Genomic DNA, 19,864 nt, shown 5'->3' with positions numbered 1-19,864 from the left:
GGTCGAAGGGTTGATTACCCTTCGGCTTCCACTTCCGCGTGCTCCTCCTTGTACGCCATGATCGAGTCCCCGATCATCTCCGCATCCTCGCGCGCGAGGGAGCGCTTGGCCTTCGAGAACAGCGGGCCTTCTTCCTCTTCGATATGGTGCTCCACGTTTTCCTTGAGCACCGATAGCTTGGCGGTCCATTCGTCCGTTCCCTTGGGTTCGGAGACCAACTCGGTCAGCAAGGTCTTCACCACCTTGTGTTCCTCCAGGGCCTCATAAGCCAAATCCTTGGTCTCGGACATCTCCCGCAAGCGGGGATAAAAGAATTTTTCCTCCGCTTCGGAATGGATTGTCAATTCCATCTCCACCTCCTTGATCAGGCGCTCGCGGGACTTCTCCGCTCGCTCGGTGGTGTCTTCCAGCTCATTGAGCAGGGATTTCACTTTTTGATGATCTTCGTGCAGCAGCTTGTAGAGATCCATGGTTGCGTCCTCCTACTTGGTGAAAGAAAATTCGGAGCGGGCGCTGGGCGACGGGAATCTTTGGCCGGCGTGTAGCTTGCGCCGGTGCGGGGCGCCGGCGGGGCCTCGCCTGCGGACAAGGCTTTCCGTTTAGATGGTCTTTACGCCCTCTTTTTGCCGCGACGTCGGCGTACTCGGGGGTAAATAGTGGCTACTACGCCGACTGTTATTGCGTTGAGGGCGGATGCGGCAAAAAGAGGGCGAGCGCCTTGAACTCGGCGCGGACCCGCCTGCGACCCGCCCCGGCGCCCGGCCCACCCCGGCACTTGGTTCTGTCGCGGCACCCGTTCCGTTGTGGCGCGCGTGAGTCCCGGCGCACCACTTCGTGGCGGCGCCCAATTGTGTCGGAAAGGCCGACGGAGAGAAGCGGGGCAGGCGGAGCGGAAAATTATTCGACGGCGTAGCGGATGGGCATCAGTACGTTGCCGCAATGGGGGCAGGCGCGGGCGCTGCGGGCCACGGGCTTTTGGCAGCGGGGGCAGGTCGGGCCTAGTTCGGGGCGTTGCCGGGATTGGCCGTCGAAGGGGCCGGCGGAAGAACTGGTGAAGGGGCCGTTGGCGGAACCGCCGAAAGGCCCGGAAGCGGTGCCGGCATAGGTCCCTCCGAAAATTCCTCCTGGCGCGCGCGGGCGGCGGGCGGCGGGGGGCAAAAGCATAATGGCAAGGCAACCCAGGGGGCCGAGGATGAGGCCGAGGAGCAGGCCGGCTCCAGGGCGGCCTTTGCCCCAGCCGCAGAAGTATCCGATGGCGCCGGAGAGGAAGACCCACCATAGGGGTTCATGCAACAGGAACATCAGGCCGACCCCACGGGATTTTCCAAAACGCCAATCCCGGAAATCTCGATGCGTACATGATCGCCCGGCTGCAGCCAGAGCGGCGGGGTGCGGGCGAAGCCTACGCCGGCGGGCGTTCCCGTGAGGATAACCGCTCCCGGGCGCAGGGTCATGGTCGACGAAAGCGATTCGATGAGGGCGGGAACGTCGAAAATCATGTCGGCGGTGCCTTGATCCTGGCGCAGGGATCCGTTCACCCAGGTTTTGATCCACAGGGCGCCCGGATCGGGAACCTCGTCGGCGGTCGTGATCCAGGGACCTAGCGGGCAGAAGCCGTCGAAGCTTTTGCCGCGCGCGAATTGGCCGCCGCCCAGTTGTTTGTCCCGCTGCCAATCCCGGGCGGTCACGTCGTTGGCCACCGTGTAGCCGAGCACGTATTCCAAGGCCTTGGCGCGCGGAACATCCTTGGCCGATCGCCCGATGACCACGGCCAGTTCGCCTTCGTAATCGATCTGCTGCGAAAGGCGCGGTAGCGGGATGACGTCCCCCGGACCCGACAGGGAGTTGCCCGCCTTGATGAAGAGCAAAGGCACCGGAGGGGTTTCCGATTTGCCTTCGCGCGCATGCTCGCGATAGTTCAATCCGATGCCGAGGATATCCGCCGGTACGATGGGGGCCAGCAAGCGCTCGACGGGAAGCCGCTCCGGGCCGAAAGCCAGTTCCAGGGGGAAGTAGGGATCGTCGGGAGCGGAGTTGAGCAAGGGCGAAGCCGTCCCGTCCGAATTGAGGCGGCCCTTCAAAGTGCGTCCGGCGCAGCGAAAGCGGATCAAGCGCATGAGGTTAAAATAGCAAGAAGGGAGAAACTCCCCGGTTAACCCCTCCACAAGTCCCTGGCTTTCGGGAATCCCTTTGTTACCTTGGGGCGCGATCCCGGGGAAAGGGTCCATCCATGCGTCCTATCTGCACGAGCCGCGCCAGCGCGCTTTTCACCGCACTTTTTTGCGCCCTAGCCGCGCTTCCGGCGGGAGCGGCCTCCATCGACGATATGGAGCCCTCGGCCAACATCAACGGCACCCTCGGCTTGGGCCAAATCGTATCGGCGGAGCCGATGGGCCAGGGACGCCTGACGGTTACGGCGCGCGGTAACCTTTACCTGCAAGCCAAGGATTTCCCCGGCGCGCCGGCCAAGGACGCGCAAATCACCACGGGCACTTTCGGGATCGGATTCGGCGCCAATCCCTACATGGACGTGTTCGCCGCCGCGAATCTCTATAACGTTGGCAATGTCCCGGCCGGCAAAAGCACGGGCCTGGGAACGGTGCTGGGCGGCGTGCAGGGAAGCATCCCCTTCTCGGAGAGCATCCCGGGGCGGCTGGGTTTCCAGCTTGCCGTGTTGTCCGGCAATTCGGGAACCCAGATCGATTCCAACCGCGCCGACGGTTACGCTTACTTCGAATCCCGCACCGGTACCGATTTTTCCTTCAAGCTCACCCAATCCATCGTATGGAAAAGCCTGCTCTCCTTCCGCTTGCATTTCAACGAGGGCGTGGTGGCTTCGCTGCAATCCGGCAAGGAGTCGCTCTTGCTGCAAGGGATCGGGGTGGAGTTCGCCCCCGCCCCGTCCTTCGTGCTCGGGGCCGAATTCCATTCCCGCTCCGTCCTCAAGGATTATACCGGCAGCGACCCCTTCTGGTTCGCCCCGTCCTTCGAATTCCGGAGCGCGCCCAATCATCTGAATCTGCAAGTGGGATCCGAGATCAGCATGTCGCAGTCGCGCCCCACTCCCGACCGGGCCCTGGAACCCTGGCGCATGTTCGGCGCCCTGACCTGGTCCTACAATCCCTATCCCGGCCGTGCCCGCGACGCGGCCAAAGCCCGCGAGGACTCCCTCGCACGCGCCCGCCTGGAAGACCAGGCCCGCCGCTCCCAGGCCCTGGCGGACAGCCTCACCCGCAAGGCCCGCGAGGATTCCCTGGCCCAGGCGGACAGCAACGCGGTCGCCAAGCGCCGGGCCGATTCCCTGGCCGTCAAGGCCAAGCAGGATTCCCTCGCCTTGCTCGACGCGCAACGGCGCCTGGAAGAAGAGCGCAGCCATCGCACCGATTGGGAGAAGGAATTCCTGCGCACCGGCGTGCTCAATCTCGAAGCCCTCTACTTCGAGACCGGCCGGGCTGTGATCTCCATCAACTCCAAGCCTTACTTGAACCTGGTGGGCAAGATGCTCGCGAAGTACCCCAAGCTGCAGATGGAGATCGCCGGCCATACCGACAACGTGGGCGGGGCGGCCGCCAACATGAAGCTGAGCCAGGACCGCGCCGATGCCGTGCGGCTATACCTGACCGCGGGCTATCCGGACCTGAACGGCCATCTCACGGCCCATGGGTACGGAAGCAGCCAGCCGAAAACGAGCAATAAGACCGCCGACGGCCGGCAAATCAACCGGCGCGTCGAGATTACCGTCCTCAACAAGGATGCGCTCAAGGAATACGAGTAGCGCGGAAGTTACTAGGCGGAATCGGCCGATTTACCACTACTGAAATCGGCGGTCTGGCGCGGAACGCCGGTTTGACGGGCCGATTGTTCCGAACGGTACGCAAAAGCGCATCTAGCATCGGGATTGCGTGGAGAATCTTGATGCGCTGGTTCGGCCCCTGATTTAACTTCCTATCCGTAAGAGTTCCCGACGGGGGCTCAATGCCGATGGACGATCGGCAGTCCTGTTCGACTTGGTTTGGGGCCCGCATGGGTTCTTGGGACGGGAAATGGATTGATTTCACCAACCAGAGGTATCGCCATGGCCTGCACGGATAACGGTTTCCGGATTCGTTTCCTCTCGGCAGCGTGGATTTCCCCGGCCGCCGCCTGCGCGGCCCTGTTCGCCTTCGGCCCGGCCGCCGCCCAGGCGCCGCTGCGTTGCGACTTGCAGCTGACCTCCACTCCCGGGGCCGCCGCGGGGTCGGCTTGCCTCGACTTGGTGGCCCTCCAGAACGGCGGGGCGCCCATCGTCACCGCTAATAACGCCACCCGCATTTCCGTCGACGGGTTCAAGCTTTGCAAGAACGCCTTCGAGGTGAGCAAGCCCGCGGGTGCGGACATCGTCTTCATCTACGACAATAGCGGCAGCATGTGGTCGCATTGGGCCAAGATCAACGCCGCCAAGGGGGATACCTCTTTACTTCGCGCGGACCAGCGTCATCTCCCAAGCCATCGACTACTTGACGAACAATTCCCCGAATTCCACCGTGGGATCCATCGCCTTCGCGGCCGATACGGGCCACGTCCGCCCGCCCCTTCTCCTGTCCGTAGCCGGCAATCCGGCCTTGATCAAGGCATCCCTGCAAATCGATTCGATCCCCGATACCCAGTACGGTCCCCCCCTGAAGTTGGCGGCCAAATGGTTGCGGGATACCTCGCTCACCAATACCGCCAAGCAGGCCATCGTCTTCATCTCGGACGGGCAGCCCAATGACGCCAATGCGGTCACGACCTGGATCAACGCCAACAAAGACATCCCCATCTACACCATCGCCTTGGGGGATTCCACCGCGCCGTTCACCCGCATGCAGGATATGTCCACCCAGACCGGAGGCGTCTTCTACCGCGTCTCTCCCAAAGATCTTGTCCGTATGAACGTGGTGATGCAGCAGATCATCCAGGCTATTACCGTGCCCACCATACCCCGCTCCATCGAAGTCACCAACACCTCCCTCGCCCCGCCCCAGGTGAGCCGCTCCACCGGGATGAACCGCAATGCCGACAGCAGCATCACCCCGGTGATGGATAGCATTCTGGCCCTCAACAAGGGCGCCAACGTCTTGACGGTGAAGGTCACCATGTCCGACAACGACGTCCGCAATTACACCGTAAAGGTCCAGGCCGACGGGCCCGTCGCAGCCGCATCCGGCCAGAGCCTTTCCTGTTACGCCATGCCCACCTTGACCCTGTTGAACAAGGCCGGCGGCGTGGACTCCGCCTATACCGCCGCGACGACGCAGTATAACGTGCGCCTCACGCGAGCCACTTCCGATCTGAAGCAAGTGATCGTGACCGCTACCTCCAGCGATACCACCCGGCCCGGTTGGGGCGATGAGGAACATATCATCCTGCCCGAGGCCTCCGCGGCCGGCGGCACCACCGTGAATCTGAAGAACAATTATCCCTTGAACGGTTCGGCCGCGACCGCCACCAAAGGCGATAATACCCTGGATGCCGCTCCCGGCCCGGGAGGCTCCGTTACCCTCACTTGGCAGCATCCGCGCGACCCGCGCGAGATCGCCACCTACCGCCTGCCGGGCAAGAGCATCTCGACCACCCAGGGCTTTATCGACGTCATTCGCGCCGTGGACGCCCCGCATGGAGTGGACCTGCCTGTGGTGACCGATCCGGTGGTCATCCGCGGCGGCGTGACCCTGGTGCAGAAAGGCGGTTCCGCCGTCCTCACCAGCAAGGGGGACTTGAACAATCCCAATAAGATCAGCGGGGAAATCCTGGACCCGAACCACACGCCCACCTTCGTGTTCAAGACCGCCGCGCCTTTCTCCTACTCCATTTCCATCTACGATGGCCTGGGCCAATTCCTGAATTCCAAGGAGGGGGCGGTGGATTCCTTGAAGTGGGAACAACTACGCGGCGGCGCGGACTCCCTGGCCTGCGCCTTCAGCATCCTGCCGGTCTCGAAGGAGGGCCATCGCTTCGGCACGGGGGTTTACATCCTGCGGGCCACCATCACTACCCACGTGGACGTGCGCCAGGATGTGGGGCGGCCGGCGCGGGTGACGGCGGCGACGAAGACGTTTACGAATCGGTTCGGGTATATCCGGTAAGACTGCGGGCTTGGGAAGGGTTCACGGAGGCGTTGAGCCCCTCCTCCGCCATCGCCTTGATCTGTTCGGTTATCCTATCCGACACTTATCTAAATCACTACCATCAGCAAAATCGATTTTAAGCCTAATCTCTCCGGTATGGAAAAGCTTTGTTTGGTTAAACCTTTCGCGCAATTCTCGCCTCAATAATGACTTCTCGGGGTCGGCTTGCAACAAGGACGGATCAGCTATAGCAGCGGTAACCATATTTCCGCCATTCGAGCTTACCCTATCGATGTTTTTGATTTTATTTAACTGGACAGTTATGACATTGGTATCCGCCAAGTCGACACGGATCTGCAAAACCTCCTTTGCCCGAAAAGGGCTCCATGAATTTCCTATAACCCCGCATGCGCTGAACAAGGAAGTCATGATTAATAATGGAATCAACCTGATACCAGGATTAATCATTTCTTGCTAAACCTCCGCGCTTGTTTTTCAACCAGCATCCGCCCCAAACGCTTGCGTTCGTTGGGTAATGAATTTCCCGCGATGGAAATCCTGTACGAACTAAACCTAAACGCCCGCTTCCGGTAATCCATTCGGATAAAAACAGGCCGCCCGGCTTGCGCCCGCCGGATACAGCGCTGGCGTCTCGCGGCGGCAGCGATCTTGGACCTTGGGGCAACGGCCCGCGAAGGAACATCCCGGCGGCAAATTGACCGGAGAGGGGATTTCGCCGCCCAATAGTTTCGGCCTTCGCGAGCGGTCCAGGGTCGGGATCGATTCCAGCAAGGCGGCCGTATAGGGATGGCGCGGGGCCGCGAAAAGATCGGCCGCGGCGGCTTCCTCCGCGATCTTCCCCAGGTACATCACCAGCACCTTGTCGCTGATCGCTTTCACCAGGGAAAGATCATGGGAGATGAAGAGCAGGGACAGGCCGAACTCGCTTTTCAGATCCATCAACAAGTTGATGATTTGGGCCTGCACGGAAACGTCCAGGGCCGCCACTACCTCGTCGCAGACGATGAGCTTGGGACTCAAGGCCAGGGCGCGGGCAATGCCGATGCGTTGCCGCTGCCCGCCGGAGAAGGCGTGCGGGAAACGATGCATGTAGTCGGGCGAAAGGCCCACCTTGGCCAGAAGGCCGGCGACGCGATCGTGTAGTTCGCGCTCGGGCGCGATGGCATGCACCCGCATGGGCTCGGCCAGGATTTCGAAAAGGGTATGCCGCGGGTTGAGCGAAGTATAGGGATCCTGGAAGATGATTTGGAAGTCCTTGCGGTAGGGATTCCAAGCCGACGGCCGCTTGATATCGATGCGGTTCCCGTTCAGCTCCAATTCCCCGCCGGTGGGCGCGACCAGGCCCAGAACCGAATAGCCCAAGGTGCTTTTCCCGCATCCCGATTCGCCCACCACCGCCAGCACTTCGCCGGCATGCATGGAAAAACTCACGTCGTTGACTGCCTTCACGTGGCCTACGGTCTTCTTCAGCACCCCGCCGGTCACCGGGAACCAGGCCTTCAAATTGCGGACGGCGAGCAGGGGCGCGGCGGAGGCAGTAACCGCTGCGTTACCCTCTCCGGAAGCAGCGGACGCGGGGGCGGTCATCGGGCGGCCTCCACGGGGCCCGGGACGGAATCGGGGCCGCGGTTGCCCGCGCCCGCTTTTCCCCGACCCGGTTCGTTTGGTCCGCCCGGTTCATACAGGAAACAGGCTACCGTATGGCCTTCGCCGGCGGGGAACAAGTCGGGCTTGGCCGGGCAGCGATCGAAGGCACGGGGGCAACGATCGCGGAAACGGCAGCCCGGCAGGTAATCGGCGGGGCGCGGCACCTGCCCGGGAATGGGCCGCATGGTCTCGCGGCCGCTGGCGCCCAGCTTCGGCAAGGCGCCCAGCAGGCCCTCGGCGTAAGGGTGCAAGGGACGCCGCAAGAAATCGCCCACCGGGCTTTCCTCCACGATGCGTCCCGCGTACATCACCCCCACGCGATCGGCGTACTGGGCGACCAGATTCAGGTTATGCGTCACCATCAGCACGGCCATCCCCGATTCGCGGCGCAACTCCTCGATCAATTCCATGATCTGCGCCTGCACGGTTACGTCCAGCGCCGTGGTGGGCTCGTCGGCGATGAGCAGGGAAGGGTTGAGGCACAGGGCCATGGCGATCATCACCCGTTGCAGCATGCCGCCCGACAACTGATGGGGATAGGCCGCCAGCACCCGGTCCGGATCGGCGATGCCGACGCGATCGAGCAGGCCGCGGATGCGCTTTTCGGGATCGCCCTGGAAGGAATGGAAGTGGAACGGCTCCAGCAGTTGCCGGCGGATGGGCCAGAGCGGATTCAAGGCCGCTCCGGGCTCCTGGAAGATCATCGCGATGGCCCCGCCCCTCAAACTGCGCAACTCCTCCTTGGGCATGGTCAGCATATCCCGGCCCTGGAACAGGACGCGGCCGGAGAGGACCCGCCCGCCGGGGGAAGGCAGAAGTTTCAATAAGGACAGGCAGGTGACGGATTTGCCGCAACCGGATTCCCCCACCAGGCCGTAGCATTCGCCGGCGCGGATGCGGAAAGAAACCTGGTCGGTAATGGCGACGGCGGCCGCGTCCCCGTCGAAGCCGATGGACAGGTTTTGGACGTCCAGCAGCGGAGGGGATGGGTTCTCCATTCCGGTAATTTACTAATCCGGCCATGCCGGGGCCGCTTCCTCGCGCGGACCCGCCCAGGATTCTCCCAGGAGCCGCTTTGGGAAAGTGTGGCGGGTGGGTTTGCGAGGCGTCCGGATAACCTGATTTCCCCAGCGATTGCAGGCCCTTGCCCGTATATTCAAGGGCACCTGAAAGGATTGGATGTGAAACGGCGTAGCAGGGCATTGGCGGTCATGATGGCCCTGGCGTCAGTCGCCCATTCCGGCCAGGTTTGCGATCTGGCTTTCGACGGTTGCCCGCGCGCCTTGGCCGGCGGCGTCATCAAGGTCCCTCCCGAATACATCCGCCTCGACCTGCGCGTGCCCCATTGCGACGAGTTCATCCGTCTCGCCGGCGGCAACCCCAAGCCTCCCTCCATCGTCTTCGTCATCGACAATTCGGGCAGCATGAACGAGAACGATCCCACGGCAGCCCGCTTCAACGTGGTCGCCTCCCTGCTCGACGACATCCGCAACGCGGAACCCTCCGCCGCGGTGGGCCTGGTGGTCTTCACGCGGCGGCTTTCCTTCGATCATCGGGAGAACGCATTCTTCCGCACCGCCTTCCCGCGGGACACCTCCCAGCACGATTCCTTCGCGCCTCTCACCCCGCTCGACAAGGCCTTCGCGAACGGGCGCACCGGGTTGGATACCTTGAAGTCCCTGCTCAAGCATGACTCGGAGGGGAACCTCATCTACGCGACCCGATTGCCGGCCTCGCGCGCCAATCCGGTGATGAACCGCCTGGACACCCGCAACGGCACGGATATCTCCCTGGGATTCCTGGCCGCCAAGGAGGCGATGCGCGATTCCAAATCCGATTCCGCGGAGCGCTTCATCGTCTTCCTTTCCGATGGCGCGCCCTCCACGCCGGATTACGGCCGGGAGGCGAGCGTGGACGAATTCACCGCCGGCGCCGGGGTCCCCGCCACCTTCACGGTCTTCTTCGATACCCAGGACATCCGCCCGGTGGCGCCCGCCACCATCGTGCAAATGACGGCGAACATACGCGCCAACGGGTACAGCAGCGCGAATTCGAAAAGCGGATACTGGGCGGTGAACCAACCCGGGACGCAATTGGAGGAGGTTCTGCGGAACAACGTGGTGGGGAACGTCCTCTCGGTGCCGGCGAAGCCGAAAGATTTGGTTCTCGCCAGCGGCGATTCCACCTTCCACGCCGCCGCGCGGGACGACAAGGGATTCGTGTTCACGCACCGTCTGAACCTGCAAGCCGACACCACGCGGATGGTCCTGGATTACGCTTACACCTATATCGACAGTAGCAATGGCGGCGCCACCGCGAAGGAGGTAATCGTACCCTACCCCCTCACCATCGTACGCGCGGCGGGCCCGATACCGGCGGGCCTCGGGGGATCCTGCCGCGATCAAGCCCAAGTAGGGCTGTATCGCGACGGGCAACCCATCACCGCCGTCACCGTGGACGATATCCGCTTGGAAGCGCGCCTTACCCCGCCCGAAAGCCTGGACTGCAAGGGTTGCGGCCTCAAGGTATCGGCGAGCCGCTTCCATGATAGCGAAAGCCTGACCTTGAGCGCGGCCTCGGGTTACCTGGCCGGCGTCTTCGACCGGGAGGAAAGCGCCGCTCCGGTGCCCGGGGACGGACGCTTGCAGAACACGCCTTCCGACAGCATCATCGTAGAGTTCGTGAATCCGGAGAACCCCTTGGACCGCGTGCGGCGGGCCTATCCCTACTTCGGCGCCCCCTCGCTTCTGAAGGTGGCCCATGAGAACGGCCTGGTGCGGCCTTTCTTCCGCCCGCCCGATCCCAGGGGGCCCGCCTTCGTACTGGTGGCTCCGCAGGCGTTCCGGCCGGCGCCGCGGGGGCCCGGCGATCAATGGCGGCTCGATCCCGCCCCGTCCGCGCAAGAGACCGAGCGCTACGCGAGCCTGACCGTCACCGCTTCCCGCGCCTTCTCCGTCGATATGAACGTGTTTTCCAACCTGGGGACTTTCGTGGACCGGCTGGAGTTCGCCGTGACCCAAGGCGAATTCGAAAAGCTCTCCGCCGGGCCGGCCGGGCACACCCGGCTTCTGCGCGTGCTCTGGGATGGCCGCAGCCAGGCGGGAAACCCGGTCGCGACCGGCGCTTACATCGTCAAGACCACGGTGCGTCTTCTGCCCGTTCCCGGCGTCGCCGGGATAACGCGGAGACGACGGAATACCGCCGGGTGGGGATCCTGAGGTCCCCGTAACCCCCCGGTTAACCCGAAGGCGAACAGAGGGGAATCCATTGGAGGTAACCCTCGGGTTACCCATCACTCGATGCGGGAGAACGCCTTGGGATCGAACGCTTCCCGCACGCCTTCGCCGATGAAGGTCGCCAACAGTAGGGTGGCGAACAACGCCGCCACGCTGGAGACGGCGATCCAGGGGGCCTGCAGGTTTTGCAGTCCCTGGGTCAGCATTTCGCCCCAGGAAGGCGTAGGGGGCGGCAAGCCGAAGCCGAGGAAGTCGAGGGCCGTCAAGGATCCGATGCCGCTGACCACGGTGAAGGGGAGGATGGTGATGACCGGGGTGAGGGCGTTGGGGAGGATCTCCTTGAAGAAGATGCGCCCCGGGCCGAAGCCGGAGGCCTTCGCCGCCTTCACGTAATTCATCCCTTTCAATCGGTAGAACTCGCCGCGCATGTAGTACGACAAGCTGATCCATTCGAACAGGGCCAGCACGAGCAGCAGGATCCAGAATCCCTGGCCATAGATCGATCCCAGCAGGATGACCACGTAGAGGAAAGGCAAGGCGCTCCAGATTTCGATCAGGCGTTGCACGCCGAGATCAACCTTGCCGCCGAGATAGCCTTGGATGCCGCCGATCAGGATGCCGAGGACCGCATCGGATAGGGCCAGGCACAGTCCGAACATCATGCAGATGCGGAACCCGTAGATGAGGCGCGCCAGCACGTCGCGGGCGGTATTGTCCGTGCCGAGCCAGTGCCGGCGCGAAGGCGGATGCGGCGGGGTGCCTTCCATGTCCAGGTTGGCGCGCAAGGGCCCATAGGGGATGACGGGGAAAACCATGGAGCCGCCCGCCGTTGCGAATGCCGGATCGTCCTTCAGTTTCAAGTAATCGGGCTCGGTGGAGTAAGGCCCTCCGAACAAGGTGCCAGGATAGAAATGGACGATGGGAAGATAGGTATGGCCCTGGTAGCGTAGCCAGAGCGGTTTGTCGTTGGCGATGAATTCGGAGAAAAGCGAAATCAGGAAAGCGCCGCCCAGGATCAGCAGGGAGACCCAAGCGCGGCGGATGCGGCGGAAGCGGCGCAGGCGCTCCAGGGTCAATTCCGAAAAGAAGGCGCGCCGCCGCACGATCATTGGAAGCGGATCCGGGGATCGACGATCACGTAGAGGATGTCCGCGAAGAGCCGGCCCAACAGGGTCATGACGCTGGAAAGCAAGATCACCCCCAGCACCACGTTGTAGTCGCGGTTGACGGTGGAATTGAACACCAACAGGCCCATACCGTCGATATCGAACACGCGTTCGATGAGGATGGAACCGGCGAACATGAGGGTGAAGATTTCGCTGGCCCGCGTGGCGATGGGAATGAGCGCGTTGCGCAAGGCATGCCGCCGCACCGCCTGGGGAAAGGTGGACCCTTTCACCAGGGCCGTGCGCATGTAATCCTTCCCCACCTCGTCCAGCAGGCTGTTCTTCATCAGCATGGTCAGGAAGGCGAATTCGCCGATCATATAGCAGACCATGGGCAGCACCATATGGTGCATGAAGTCCAAGCTCTTCCCCAGCAGACTCAACGATTCGAACTCGTCCGAGATCACGCCCGAGATGGGGAACAGGTTCAGGTAGCTGCCGCCCCCCAGGAATATGATCAGCACGATGCCCAGGGCGTATCCCGGCATCACGTAGCCGGAAAAGATGAGTACGCTGGAAATCATATCGAACCAGGAATTGTGCTTCATGGCTTTGGCCATCCCCAAAGGCACGCACACGATGTAGGACAGGAGGAAGGAGGTGAGCCCGAAGAAAAGGGAGATGGGCATCTTGGAGAAGATCAGTTTCAGGACCGGCTCATGGTAGGTATACGATCGGCCCAGATCGCCGCGCGCCACGTTGCCCATCCATTTCACGTAGCGGACCGCGGGCGGCTTATCGAAGCCGAAGTAGGCCTTGATGTTTTCCACCTCCTGCGGGGAAATGGACTTCGACGACATGCCGCGCTGGGAGGAGACCTGGCGCATGCGCGAGATGAGCTCTTCCACCGGGCCGCCCGGAACGAACTGGATGAGGGTAAAGCATACCAGGCTGATCCCGAACAAGGTCGGGATCATCAGCAGGATGCGGCGGATCAGGTAGGCTTTCAAGCCGTGCCCTATTCCTGGTAGTGGATGTCGGTTTCCGCGGGCGGCAGGGATTTCCCCCCGGCCATGGCTTCGTCCAAGGCCTTGGACTGGGCCGGATCGCTCCACCAGTATTCCGGGATGGAATTCTCGCGATGGTACTTATCGAGGACGTACTTGGGGGTGCCGAAGCGGCGCCAATAGAGCAGACGGGTATGATCGGCCTGCCACAGGAGGGCGTAAGGCATGATGCGGAGCAGGCGGTCGTCGATTTGCCGCAGGATGGCGTGTTGCTTCTCCATGTCGAATTCGCCTTTCTGCAATTCGATCAGGCTGTCGATAGCCTTGTCCTTCACGCCGGGATAATTGTTGCTCGCCACTTCGTCGACGCTCTTCGAACCCCATGCCGCTTCCGGATCGATAAGGCGATCGTAGGCGAAGGCCGCCCAGTACATATCGAAATCCTGATGGTCCATGCGCTTCACCAAGCTCGAATAGGAAACCTGGTCGATTTTCGCGTCCACGCCCACCGCCTTCAGATCCTCGACGTACACGTTCAGATGGCGCATATCGGGGCTGCTGGTCAAGAGCACCGCCGTGAAAGGCTTGCCGTCTTTTTTCAGGATGCCGTCCGCTCCCGGCTTCCAGCCCGCGGCGGTCAATAGCGCGCGCGCCTTGGCGGGATCGTACTCCAGCATGGGGAAATGCGGATTCTTATTGTCGGGATAAAGGCTAGGGAAATAGCTGTTCAACATGAAGTACTCGTTGAACATCAGCTTCTCATTCATCAGGTTGCGGTTGATGAGCCGGGCCAGCGCCTCGCGCACGCGCACGTCCTGGAATTGCGGCCGCCGCATGTTGAGTGCGATACCCTGAAAGGCCTTCGGCTCGCGGTTATAGACGCGCTGGCGCGCGATCCATCCCTTCTGCACCTGGTCGAACTTCGTCTTCTCGGCCCATATGGCCGCGGTGTAGATGGGGTATACGTCGATGTCCCCCTTCTTGAAAGCTTCCAGGGTCTTGATCTGATCCTCGATGTAGACGTACTTCAGGTAGTCGAAGTTGTACTTGTGCTGGTTCCATTTGCGGGCCAGGCCCCACCAATCGTTGCGGCGTTGCAAAACCACCGAACGTTCCTTCTTCACCTCGTAGAGGCGATAAGGGCCGTACACCACCGGGAACTCGAAGTTCTGCTCGTTGAAATCCACCTTCTCCCAGAGATGCTTGGGGAATGCCACCATGGCCGCGATTTCCCAGAAGTTCCCCCAGTGCACGTTCTTGGCATGGAACACCAAGGTGAGGCTGTCCTTCAGCTCGGGCCGATCGAAACGGCCCATGCCGATGCGGTACATCGAGGTCAGGTTCTTGGGATTCATGATGACGTCCCAATAGAAGCGGACGTCCTCGGCGGTGACCGGATGGCCGTCGCTCCAGCGCGCCCGCGGATCGATGTGCACCGTGAAGGTCTTCTTGTCGTCGGAAATGGTCCAGGAGTCGGCCAATTCGGGGATGGGCTTGTCCTGCGTGGAATGCATATCGATCAGCGGCTCGAAAAGCATGCCGCTGATTTCCTGGGCCGCGGTGGAATTCTCCAACCAGTAGTTGAGGGATTTCGGGAAACCGCCCTGCCAGGTGGCGTAGGACCCGCCCTTCACGGCGGCCGGGTTGGCGATGGGGTCGGCCTCGCCCGCGGAATCGACCGCGACGGCCTTGTCCTCGACTTGGGGCCGGCCGCCTTCGCGATTGCCACCGGCCTGATCGGTCTTGCGGCAGCCGCTTGTGAGGAGAGCCAACGCGAAGGTCGTGATCAAGTAAGCTGAGACCCGTCCCATCATCCCTGCCCTCCCGCTATATATCCGCCGTCTACCCGCGAAACGCCCCGTTTGCGGGTAAAAATTAGCATAATCCGCGATCCGCCGCGCGCATCAAAGGGGGATCAACATCAGCACGGGAGCTTGGGTATTGGTCCTGCGATGGCTCGGATCGGTGCGGGCCTTCTCCGACAGGTTCTCGGCCATGAGGCGGATATTGTCGATGGTGGGATCCTCGCGTTCCGCGGCCCCGCTCTGCTTCTTGAACTCGATGTCCCGCGCGCCGGCGGGCGTGGTCAGATGCCCCTTGATGGCGAAATCCGTCGGATCATAATGATCCACCTGGATCTCCAGGCGGGAGGTTACGCCGGTCGAGTCCTGCGGCGTGGCCACGCCTTTGCGGTTGAGCTGGAAGCGGATCTCCTTGGCGAGCTCGGTCGCGAAACGGCCCTGGGTCCATCCGAGCGGGGCCAGCAAGGAATCCACGGCGGCGGGCACGACCAGGGGCGCGACGTAGACGGATCCGCGCGCTTCCACGACGGGAGCGTTCCGATACTTGATGGAGGCGCATCCCGTGGCCAGGATGGCGCAGAGCATGGCGAAGAACGGTCGTATTTTCATTTTCATAGTCCTAGGCCCGTCAATATACTTTCCATAACCGCCTCCGGAGGATTGTCCACGTTCACCACCAGCGCATCCTCCGGCTCCTCGATGAGTTCGAATTGGCTGCCCAGCAAGGCCGCCTTGAAAAAATGGCCCTGCCTCCGCTCCAGACGTTCGCGCAAGATGGCGAATTCGCCCTTCAGGTACACGAAGCGGGCGCCGCCGACTCCCGCGCAGAGCAGATCCCGGTAATCCCGCTTGAGCGCGGAGCAGGCGATGATCGCCTTGCCGCGCCGCGCGGCCAGGCCAACCAGCAAATCGTGGATGGCCAATAGCCAGGGTCGCCGGTCCCGATCATTGAGGGGCAATCCCTGGGCCATCTCTGCCAGGTTGTCCTTGGGCTGGAAATCGTCGGCATCGTAGAAGGGCCAGCCCAGCTTGGCGGATAGCAGTTTTCCCACGGTGGTCTTGCCGGAGCCGGAAACCCCCATCAGGATGAGTATGCCTTGGGAGCGTTTATCCGAGTTCATGGGAGGCCGTTCAGCCGGAAGGAAAATATATGTTTTCCGACGCGGATCCGGAAAGGGATTCCGGGCTCAGAGCCGGACTCGGCGGGGACCGGGGCGAGGCGACCTCCTCCCGGCAATCGCCGCAGAAGACGGCTCGGAAAAAATCTTTCCCGACCATGCGAAAATATCAACCAATATTCCTGTTCATTTTATTTTCCCTTTCTTCCGCGCTCCGCCCGGTCTGGGGCAAGGATGCGCCTCAATTTACCGCCGCCGTGGCGGCCAACGTGCAATTCGCCATGGAAGAGTTGAAGGCGGATTTCAAGAAGTCGGCCGGCGTCGAAGTCAAAACCGTCTACGGCTCTTCCGGCAAGCTCGCGGCCCAGATCAAGAACGGCGCCCCCTTCGACGTCTTCATCTCCGCCGATATGGATTTCCCCGACTCCCTGGCGAAATGGGGTTATGCCTCGGCTAAGCCGAAGCCCTATGCCTACGGGAAATTGGTCTTGTGGACGATGCGGGATTCGGATCCTTCCAAGGGCCTTTCCCTGCTGGCCGAAGCGGGCGTGGAAAAGATCGCCCTGGCCGATTCGGAGCGGGCCCCCTACGGCCGCGAAGCCGTCAAGGCGCTCAAGAAGTCCGGTTATTATGACCGCGTTAAGAAGAAGCTGGTCTTCGGGGAAAGCATTTCCCAAGTGAACCAATACGTCCTGCTGGGCACGGCGGATATCGGCATTACGGCCAAATCGGTTGTCCTCGCGGCGGATATGCGCGGCAAGGGCAAGTGGGCCGATGTGGATAGCACGGCCTACGATCCCATCGCGCAAGGCGCGGTCATCTGCAAGTACGGCGCCGAGAACAATCCCGGCCCGTCGGCCAAGTTCCTGGAATACCTGTACTCCGCCCCAGCCAGGATCATCCTGGCCAAATACGGCTACCTACTACCCTGAAGCCCCGTTCCACGCCCTGCAGCCCCGCCAGCCAGGCGGATGCGGGCTATTGTTAGCTTTCCTCCTGGCTTGGAGTCCCTAACATCATGGGCGCGAAGTAGCAAGGCCGCGGACGATGAATCGATTATTCGGAACCGTATTGGAACTCGAAAGCGAAGGGGAATTCTCCCTGGTCGGCATCGACGTAGCCGGCACGCGACTCACTTCCCTCGTTCTCGAATCCGCCACCTCCGCGGCTTACCTCGCGCCCGGCAATCCCATCACCGTCCTCTTCAAGGAATCGGAAGTCTCCCTGGCGGTGGGGCCCTTGCCCCGCATCAGCATCCGCAACCGACTCCCATGCCGAGTGGTTTCCCTCGCCGAAGGCGGCATATTGGCGCATGTGGTTTTGGCGTTCGCGGAAACCCGTTTGCACGCCCTCATCAGCACGCGGGCCGCGCGGGAGCTGGAGCTGAGCCCGGGCGCGGCCGTATACGCCCTGATCAAAGCCACCGAAGTCGGGCTGGCGGAGGGCCATGTCCAGCCTTGACCTGGAGCCGATCTGGCTCACCCTCAAACTGTCCGCCGCCACCTGCGCCATCCTTATCCTGCTGGCCGTGCCCTTGGCATGGGGGTTGGCGCAAGCGCCTGCGCGATGGCGCCTGCCTTTGCATGCCCTGGTCTCCATGCCGCTGGTGCTGCCGCCTTCGGTGCTGGGCTTCTACCTGCTGGTCGCCTTCAGCCCGGAGAACGCTTTCGGGCATTTCCTCAAAACCCGGCTCCATCTCTCCATCGCCTTCACCTTCACCGGGCTCGTGATCGGCTCGGTGATTTTCAGCCTGCCCTTCATGGTCAACCCCTTGCTGTCCGGTTTCGACGGCCTGCCCCCCAGCCTGACCGAAGCCGCCTACGTGCTGGGCAAATCGCGTTGGACCACCTTGCTGCGCGTCTCTCTGCCCAACCTGAAACCGGCGCTCTTGAGCGGCATCGCCCTCACCTTTGCGCATACCATGGGCGAGTTCGGGGTGGTCCTTATGATCGGCGGCAAGATCCCCGGAGTCACCAAGGTCGCCTCCATCGCCGTCTTCGATGAAGTGGAATCCCTGCGCTTCGGGAACGCCCACGTGCACGCCCTCATCCTGTTCGTCTTGTCCTTCGCCATCCTCATCACCCTGTTCGCCGTCAACCGCAAGAAGGTGAAACCGTTCTAATGATCCGCCTATCTCTACGCAAGCGCTTGCATACCGCGCGCGGCGACCTGGAACTGGACACCGCCATGGATATCGGGCCGGGGGAATTCATCGCCTTGTACGGGCCATCCGGCGCGGGCAAGACCACCTTGTTGCGCATGCTGGCCGGACTGACCCGCCCGGACGGAGGCCGCATCGAGGTGAACGGTGAAACCTGGTACGACTCCGCCGCGGGCATCGACCTTTCCCCGCAACGGCGCCGGGTCGGTATGGTTTTCCAGGACTATGCCCTATTCCCCAACATGACGGTGCGCGGGAACCTGGAGTTCGCATTGCAGGACCGGGGCCAAGGCGAGCGCGTGGACGCGATCCTGGAGGCCACGCATCTCACCGAACTGGCCCTGCGGCGGCCGGACACGCTTTCCGGAGGCCAGAAGCAGCGGGTCGCGCTGGCCCGCGCCCTCGTTTCAGAACCAAGTTTATTGCTCCTGGATGAGCCCCTCTCCGCCTTGGACCCGGCCATGCGCGCCCGCCTACAGGACGAGATCCTCGCGCTGCAAAGGCGCTTTTCCATAGCCGCCATATTGGTCAGCCACGATGTGGCCGAAGTGCACCGCATGGCGGGCCGGGTCTATTGCCTGGAAGACGGCCGCATCGCGCGCCAGGGTTCCCCGTCCGAGGTGTTCGGAGCCGGCCGCATCAGCAACAAGCTTCGCCTGACCGGGGTGCTGTTGGAGATCAAAGAGGCGGGCGTGGTGCGGGTCTTGACCGTGTTGGTAGGAGGAGATGTGGTGCGGGTGACCGCGCTGCCCGATGACGTGGAAGGGCTGAAGGTTGGCGACAAGGTGTTCCTGGCGGCGAAGGCTTTCAATCCGATGGTGTTCCGGACGGACTAGAAGTCCGGGTGGAGTAATTTGCCTCTCCCGGAACCACGGCTGGATTCGGTGCCCCCTGCCGGGCGTACCAATAATTAAAGGCCGCCCGTTGGACGACCTCTACATTTCCTCTATCCAAATCTCTCTATCGAATCAAGATACGCTTGGACCGCACCGCGCCAGGCACCGCCACCCGCAGCACGTAAATGCCCGGCCGCACGCCGTGCAGCTTCTCATTCACGTCATAGTCCATGGGCGCTTGGGTCCCATGGTCCTGGTACAATTGCCGTCCCGTCATATCGTACAGGGAGACCAGGTGGTTCCCGGAACGGGTGATGAGCACGCCGGCGTCCTGTCCGTCGTGGAAGGTGATGCCGGACTTTTCCATGGCTTGGGGAATCGATCCGCCCTTATGAACTCCTTCGGGGATTATGAGGGTGCTATCATAGCCGGCCATGTAATACATGAATTGCTTGAAGAACTTGTCCCATACGGCCTGGGTCATGGCCTGCATGGTGAACAGGTCATGGCCTTCCATGAAATAGCCCACCGTGCCCTTGGTGGCCTTGAAGGTCCATGCGATAGGATAGCCGCCCGGAGTGCTGTAATTCGGATAATTCAATCCGCAATTGGTTCCGGTCCCGCCCTTGGTGCACTTCGTACCGTCCATCCGCATCAAAATCTCGGCATCCGGCCGGACCGTGTTAATCAGCTTCTGGAAGGTATGGAACTCCCCCTGCTGAACCACGGTGGTGTCCTTGCCGTTGAAACTGATCCCTTCCATCACCGGATGGGTTTTCATGGCGGCCGGGACGAATATCGGCGCGCTCACGTCGGTGCGCGAGGATTCGCCCGTATAAATGCA

18 protein-coding genes are annotated in these 19,864 nt (G+C 62.1%); 7 read left to right on the top strand and 11 right to left on the bottom strand.

Going from position 1 to position 19,864, the window contains the following annotated elements:
* Positions 1-14: 14 nt before the first annotated feature.
* The 3 genes from JF616_15335 to JF616_15325 form a co-directional block, all read right to left on the bottom strand.
* On the bottom strand, positions 15-470 hold the full coding sequence (locus JF616_15335; protein MBW8889126.1) for a hemerythrin domain-containing protein: 456 nt from the start codon (positions 468-470) through the stop codon (positions 15-17).
* A gap of 427 nt (positions 471-897) precedes the next feature.
* Positions 898-1,302: a hypothetical protein gene (locus JF616_15330; GenBank protein MBW8889125.1), complete on the bottom strand. Its 405-nt coding sequence runs from the start codon at positions 1,300-1,302 to the stop codon at positions 898-900.
* Positions 1,302-2,117, bottom strand: coding sequence for a fumarylacetoacetate hydrolase family protein (locus JF616_15325; protein ID MBW8889124.1), 816 nt, complete (start codon positions 2,115-2,117; stop codon positions 1,302-1,304). The genes JF616_15330 and JF616_15325 overlap by 1 nt, the downstream gene beginning before the upstream one ends.
* A 113-nt stretch (positions 2,118-2,230) precedes the next feature.
* Here JF616_15325 and JF616_15320 point away from each other — a divergent pair, with 113 nt between their 5' ends.
* A complete protein-coding gene (locus tag JF616_15320) occupies positions 2,231-3,775 on the top strand; it encodes an OmpA family protein (GenBank protein MBW8889123.1) in 1,545 nt (514 codons plus the stop codon).
* A gap of 748 nt (positions 3,776-4,523) precedes the next feature.
* On the top strand, positions 4,524-6,104 hold the full coding sequence (locus JF616_15315; GenBank protein ID MBW8889122.1) for a VWA domain-containing protein: 1,581 nt from the start codon (positions 4,524-4,526) through the stop codon (positions 6,102-6,104).
* A gap of 555 nt (positions 6,105-6,659) precedes the next feature.
* On the opposite strand, the gene JF616_15310 is transcribed toward JF616_15315, so the two are convergent.
* Positions 6,660-7,694 (bottom strand): ATP-binding cassette domain-containing protein, encoded by a 1,035-nt coding sequence (locus JF616_15310; protein ID MBW8889121.1) that lies wholly within the window; start codon positions 7,692-7,694, stop codon positions 6,660-6,662.
* Positions 7,691-8,752 (bottom strand): ABC transporter ATP-binding protein, encoded by a 1,062-nt coding sequence (locus JF616_15305; protein ID MBW8889120.1) that lies wholly within the window; start codon positions 8,750-8,752, stop codon positions 7,691-7,693. The genes JF616_15310 and JF616_15305 overlap by 4 nt, the downstream gene beginning before the upstream one ends.
* Positions 8,753-8,935: 183 nt before the next feature.
* Here JF616_15305 and JF616_15300 point away from each other — a divergent pair, with 183 nt between their 5' ends.
* The gene (locus tag JF616_15300; GenBank protein ID MBW8889119.1) at positions 8,936-10,972 is read left to right on the top strand and encodes a VWA domain-containing protein; all 2,037 of its coding nucleotides are present in this window, start codon (positions 8,936-8,938) and stop codon (positions 10,970-10,972) included.
* 74 nt (positions 10,973-11,046) lie between these two features.
* Here the strand turns inward: JF616_15300 and JF616_15295 are convergent, their stop codons facing one another.
* The 5 genes from JF616_15295 to JF616_15275 all read right to left on the bottom strand — a co-directional run bounded on the left by JF616_15295 (position 11,047) and on the right by JF616_15275 (position 16,026).
* Positions 11,047-12,099 (bottom strand): ABC transporter permease subunit, encoded by a 1,053-nt coding sequence (locus JF616_15295; protein ID MBW8889118.1) that lies wholly within the window; start codon positions 12,097-12,099, stop codon positions 11,047-11,049.
* Positions 12,096-13,106: an ABC transporter permease subunit gene (locus JF616_15290; protein ID MBW8889117.1), complete on the bottom strand. Its 1,011-nt coding sequence runs from the start codon at positions 13,104-13,106 to the stop codon at positions 12,096-12,098. Before JF616_15290 ends, JF616_15295 begins: the two co-directional genes overlap by 4 nt.
* A gap of 8 nt (positions 13,107-13,114) precedes the next feature.
* Positions 13,115-14,917 (bottom strand): ABC transporter substrate-binding protein, encoded by a 1,803-nt coding sequence (locus JF616_15285; GenBank protein MBW8889116.1) that lies wholly within the window; start codon positions 14,915-14,917, stop codon positions 13,115-13,117.
* A gap of 90 nt (positions 14,918-15,007) precedes the next feature.
* Positions 15,008-15,514, bottom strand: coding sequence for a hypothetical protein (locus JF616_15280; GenBank protein MBW8889115.1), 507 nt, complete (start codon positions 15,512-15,514; stop codon positions 15,008-15,010).
* A gap of 2 nt (positions 15,515-15,516) precedes the next feature.
* A complete protein-coding gene (locus JF616_15275) occupies positions 15,517-16,026 on the bottom strand; it encodes a gluconokinase (protein MBW8889114.1) in 510 nt (169 codons plus the stop codon).
* 155 nt (positions 16,027-16,181) lie between these two features.
* Between JF616_15275 and modA the strand changes: the two genes are divergently transcribed.
* The 4 genes from modA (at position 16,182) to JF616_15255 (ending at position 19,020) form a co-directional block, all read left to right on the top strand.
* Positions 16,182-16,955, top strand: a complete 774-nt coding sequence (gene modA, locus JF616_15270) for a molybdate ABC transporter substrate-binding protein (GenBank protein MBW8889113.1) — start codon at positions 16,182-16,184, stop codon at positions 16,953-16,955.
* 115 nt (positions 16,956-17,070) lie between these two features.
* Positions 17,071-17,484: a TOBE domain-containing protein gene (locus JF616_15265; GenBank protein MBW8889112.1), complete on the top strand. Its 414-nt coding sequence runs from the start codon at positions 17,071-17,073 to the stop codon at positions 17,482-17,484.
* Positions 17,471-18,145 (top strand): molybdate ABC transporter permease subunit, encoded by a 675-nt coding sequence (gene modB, locus JF616_15260; protein ID MBW8889111.1) that lies wholly within the window; start codon positions 17,471-17,473, stop codon positions 18,143-18,145. Before JF616_15265 ends, modB begins: the two co-directional genes overlap by 14 nt.
* Positions 18,145-19,020: an ATP-binding cassette domain-containing protein gene (locus JF616_15255; GenBank protein ID MBW8889110.1), complete on the top strand. Its 876-nt coding sequence runs from the start codon at positions 18,145-18,147 to the stop codon at positions 19,018-19,020. Before modB ends, JF616_15255 begins: the two co-directional genes overlap by 1 nt.
* Before the next feature lie 124 nt (positions 19,021-19,144).
* On the opposite strand, the gene JF616_15250 is transcribed toward JF616_15255, so the two are convergent.
* Positions 19,145-19,864, bottom strand: a 720-nt coding sequence (locus tag JF616_15250) for a T9SS type A sorting domain-containing protein (GenBank protein MBW8889109.1), incomplete at its 5' end; no start/stop codon positions are given.

It is taken from the genome of Fibrobacterota bacterium, assembly GCA_019509785.1.
Lineage (GTDB): Bacteria > Fibrobacterota > Fibrobacteria > UBA11236 > UBA11236 > Chersky-265.
Note: the sequence above shows the minus strand (reverse complement) of the source record. Positions and strands in the feature narration are given on the sequence as shown.